The sequence below is a fragment of the Amycolatopsis sp. NPDC089917 genome (assembly GCF_040684635.1).
Taxonomy (GTDB): Bacteria; Actinomycetota; Actinomycetes; order Mycobacteriales; family Pseudonocardiaceae; genus Amycolatopsis.
Window position 1 is genome coordinate 1 of record NZ_JBFBGL010000139.1, and the last position, 3,623, is coordinate 3,623.

At 69.1% G+C, this 3,623-nt stretch carries 4 protein-coding genes; 1 reads left to right on the top strand and 3 read right to left on the bottom strand.

The window, feature by feature from the left end; genetic code table 11:
* Positions 1–68: 68 nt before the first annotated feature.
* From AB0N89_RS40955 to AB0N89_RS40965, 3 genes are all read right to left on the bottom strand, one after another.
* Positions 69–473 carry a nuclear transport factor 2 family protein gene (locus tag AB0N89_RS40955; protein WP_364217136.1) on the bottom strand — a complete coding sequence of 135 codons (405 nt, stop codon included), beginning with the start codon at positions 471–473 and terminating at the stop codon, positions 69–71.
* A gap of 8 nt (positions 474–481) precedes the next feature.
* On the bottom strand, positions 482–1,663 hold the full coding sequence (locus AB0N89_RS40960) for a Cmx/CmrA family chloramphenicol efflux MFS transporter (RefSeq protein ID WP_364217139.1): 1,182 nt from the start codon (positions 1,661–1,663) through the stop codon (positions 482–484).
* 71 nt (positions 1,664–1,734) lie between these two features.
* Complete coding sequence (locus AB0N89_RS40965; protein ID WP_364217142.1) at positions 1,735–2,319, bottom strand: TetR/AcrR family transcriptional regulator; 585 nt, start codon at positions 2,317–2,319, stop codon at positions 1,735–1,737.
* 85 nt (positions 2,320–2,404) lie between these two features.
* Here AB0N89_RS40965 and AB0N89_RS40970 point away from each other — a divergent pair, with 85 nt between their 5' ends.
* Positions 2,405–3,451, top strand: coding sequence for a ferrochelatase (locus tag AB0N89_RS40970; protein ID WP_364217145.1), 1,047 nt, complete (start codon positions 2,405–2,407; stop codon positions 3,449–3,451).
* Positions 3,452–3,623: the final 172 nt, after the last annotated feature.

Here is a 3,623-nt window from a genome sequence, read left to right on the forward strand (position 1 = left end):
CTGAGACAGAGATAAAATGAAGGCCCCCTTCCTTGCGCCAGGCGCAAGGAAGGGGGCCTTCATGTACTTCAGGGGAGGACGGCGTTCGCGACGTGCCAGGAGTCTTCGAGCAGCAGGTACTTGGTGATCAGGCCATCGTCGTTCACCTCGAACTCGATGGTGAACGCCGAGTCGATGACCTTGCCGGTGCTGCGGATCGTCGAAAGCAGGCGGCCGATCGCGACCGCGTGCGGCCCGTCGACGAGGATTCGCTCGACATCGAACCGGCCCTTGACTAGCCCCTTGTCGAGCAGGTCGTAGAACTCGCGGATCTCCGCCGGGTTCCGGCGCGGGCCGATCCACGGGACCAGTTCGGTCGCGCCGGGAATGTCCCACGCGACGCAGTCGGCGAAGAGCTCGATGACGCTGTCGGTGTCTCCTGTGGACATTCGGCGGAAGAACTCGGTGAGTGTCGCTTGTGTTCGGTCGGACATGATTCTCTCTACTGGGTAACGGGTTCGTGAAGCAGGCGAGTGTCGTCGGTGCGCTGGACGCCGGCGGCGAGAGTGAGGACGAGCACGGTGGCGGCCCCGAGTCCGACGCTCACCCACGCGACGCTGGGATAGCCGAGACCGGCGTCGATCGACTCGCCGCCGAGCCAGGGACCGACGGTGTTGCCGACGTTGAAGGCGGCGGTCGTGCTCGCGCCGACGAGGGTGGGCGCGTTGCCCGCCACGGCGAAGGCGCGGACGTTCAGGGCCGGATTGATCCCGAACCCGGCGACGCCGAACAGGAACACGGCGAAGATCGCGACCGGGGTCGCCGGGCCGGAGAGCGCGAGCAGCACCAGGGCGAGCAGCGCGAGGCCGAGGCCGCCGTAGAGAGTCGCGAAGGGGTGCGCGTCGGCGAGCCGCCCGCCGCCGGTGATGCCGATGAGCGCGCCGAGCCCGAACAGCGACAGCACCCCCGGCACCCAGCTTTCGGGCAGTCCGGCGATCTCGGTCAGCAAGGGCGCGAGGTAGCTGAAGGTCGCGAAGATCATCGCCTGGGCGAGCGCGATCACGCCGAGCGCCAGCCAGAACCGGCCGCCGCGGTAGAGCCGCAGTTCGGTGGCGATGTCGGTCTTGCCCTCGCCGTTCTGGGTTTCCGGGACGAGGGCGAAGACGCCGATCAGCGCGATGACGGTCAGCGCCGTGACCGCCCAGAACGCCGCGCGCCAGCCCGCGTGCTGGCCGAGGAAGGTCCCTGCGGGCACGCCGGCGATGTTCGCGACGGTGAGCCCGCCGACCAGGATGGCCAGCGCGCGGCCGCGGCGTTCGACCGGGACCAGCGCGACGGCGGTGGCGGCCGCGACCGCCCAGAACCCGGCGCAGGCGACGGCGCTGACGACGCGGGTCGCGAAGAGCAGGGCGTATCCGGACCCCAGCGCGCCGACGACGTGCGAGATCCCGAAGACGACGAGCAGGGCCATCAGGGTGGCGCGCCTCGGCACCCGCAGCGTCGCGATCGCGAGCAGGGGAGCGCCGACAACCATGCCGATCGCGAAGGCCGAGATGAGGAGCCCCGCCTCCGGGATGCCGACGTTCAGATCGGCCGCCATCCCCGGCAGCAGGCCGGTGATCATGAACTCGGACGTGCCGAGCGCGAACACGCTCAGTCCGAGTACGCAGACTGCCAAAGGCACGGGAATTCCCTCCAGTTTTGTATCGATCAGTCCAAAATATGGGCAGCGCCGCGTACGAGGCTTCGTTCGGTCTACTTCGCGGCGATCGCGTTCACCGCGATGTCGGCGACGGCCTCCATGGCCGCCCGTCCGGCGCCGCGGCGGGACATGAGCCGGAGGCCGGCGACGGTGCTGTGCGCGAACTCGGCGATGTCGCCGGGCTCGCGGGCACTGTCGATCGTCCCGTCGAGCTGTCCTTCTCTGGCGCAGGACGCGAGAAGGGTGAGGTGCCGTCCGGTGTCGGCGTCGATCCGCGCCTTGATCTCGGGATCGCGGTCGCCGAACTCGGCCACCGTGTTGACCACGAGGCAGCCTCGGCCGTGGTGCTCGACTTCCTCTTCGATCGTGTACGAGAACAGGGTCCGGAACCGCTCGATCCCGGTCTCGGATTCCTCCAGCAGGGCCGTTCTCGCCACGATCCCGCGCTCGGCGTAGTGGTCGAGCGCGCGCATGAACAGTTCGTGCTTGCTGGTGAAGGTGTTGTAGATGCTGCTGCGGCCCAGACCGGTGGCTTCGCAGAGGGCCTGTGTCGACGTGCCCTCGTAGCCGCGGACCCAGAACGCGTCCATGGCGCGCCCGATCGCCGCGCGCTCGTCGAATTCCTTCGGCCTGGCCATGGAAGCGACCGTACCAGGTTTTGGATCGATCGGTTCAAAACGGGCCGGGTCAGCGTGCGGGCCGCCACAACGGCAAGATGACGGGGTGGGTTACGACGCGCTGCTTTGGCTTTCGTTCGGTGGTCCCGAGGGACCCGACGAGGTGATGCCGTTCCTGGAGAACGTCACCCGGGGTCGGGGAGTCCCCCGGGAACGGCTGCTCGAGGTCTCCGAGCATTACCAGCACTTCGGCGGGGTCTCGCCGATCAACAGCCTGAACCGGGACGCGATCTCCGCGGTGGAGAAGCGGCTCGCGGCCGCCGGCATCGACCTGCCCGTCCACTTCGGCAACCGCAACTGGCGGCCGATGGTCGAGGACACCCTCGCCGAGATCACCAAGGCGGGCGCTCAGCGTGTCCTGGTCTTCCCCACGAGCGCGTACGGCGGCTACTCCGCCTGCCGTCAGTACGACGAGGACATCGAGCGCGCCCGCGCGGCCGTCGGCGACGGCGCGCCGGAACTGGTGAAGCTGCGCCAGTTCTTCGACCACCCGCTGTTCATCGCGGCCTTCGCCGACGCCGTCCGCGCCGCGCACGCGGAGCTGGGCGACCGGCCCGGGACCCGGACGGTCTTCTGCGCCCACTCGGTGCCCGAGTCCGCCGACACCGCGTCCGGGCCGCCGTCGGAAGGCGGTCGCCGCTACTCGCGCCAGATCGCCGAGGCTGCGCGTCTCGTCGCGGCCGAAGCGGGCATCGAGACCTATGACGTCGTCTGGCAGTCGCGCTCCGGCCCGCCGCAGGTGCCGTGGCTGGAGCCGGACATCGTCGACCACATCGACGCGCTGCACGCGGACGGCGTCACCTCGGTGGTCGTCTGCCCGGTCGGCTTCGTGTCCGATCACCTCGAAGTGATCTGGGACCTCGACAACGAGGCCGCCGAGCGGGCCGCGGAACACGGCATGGGCTTCGCGCGGGCCGCGACGCCGGACACCGACCCGCGGTTCGCGGAGCTCGTCGTGGAACTGGTCCGGGAACACACGGAAGGGGTGCCGGCGCGGAAGCTGTCGCCGTTCCCGTCGGCCGGGTGCACGATCAACGGAGCGCCTTGCGCGGTCGGGTGCTGCGAGCCCGCGAAGCGCCCCGCGCGTCCGTAAGCGTCATGTCTCGTGAGTGGCTCGCCCGCACGCCGGCCTCGGTGTCGCGAAAGCCACTTTCGGGACATCAGATGCCCCGAAAGAAGCTTCTATGTCAAGTCTGCTTTGAGTGCTTGGTAGATGGTGTTGGTGAGGTGTCGTTTGAGTGCTCGGAGTGCGGCTTTGGTGGTGG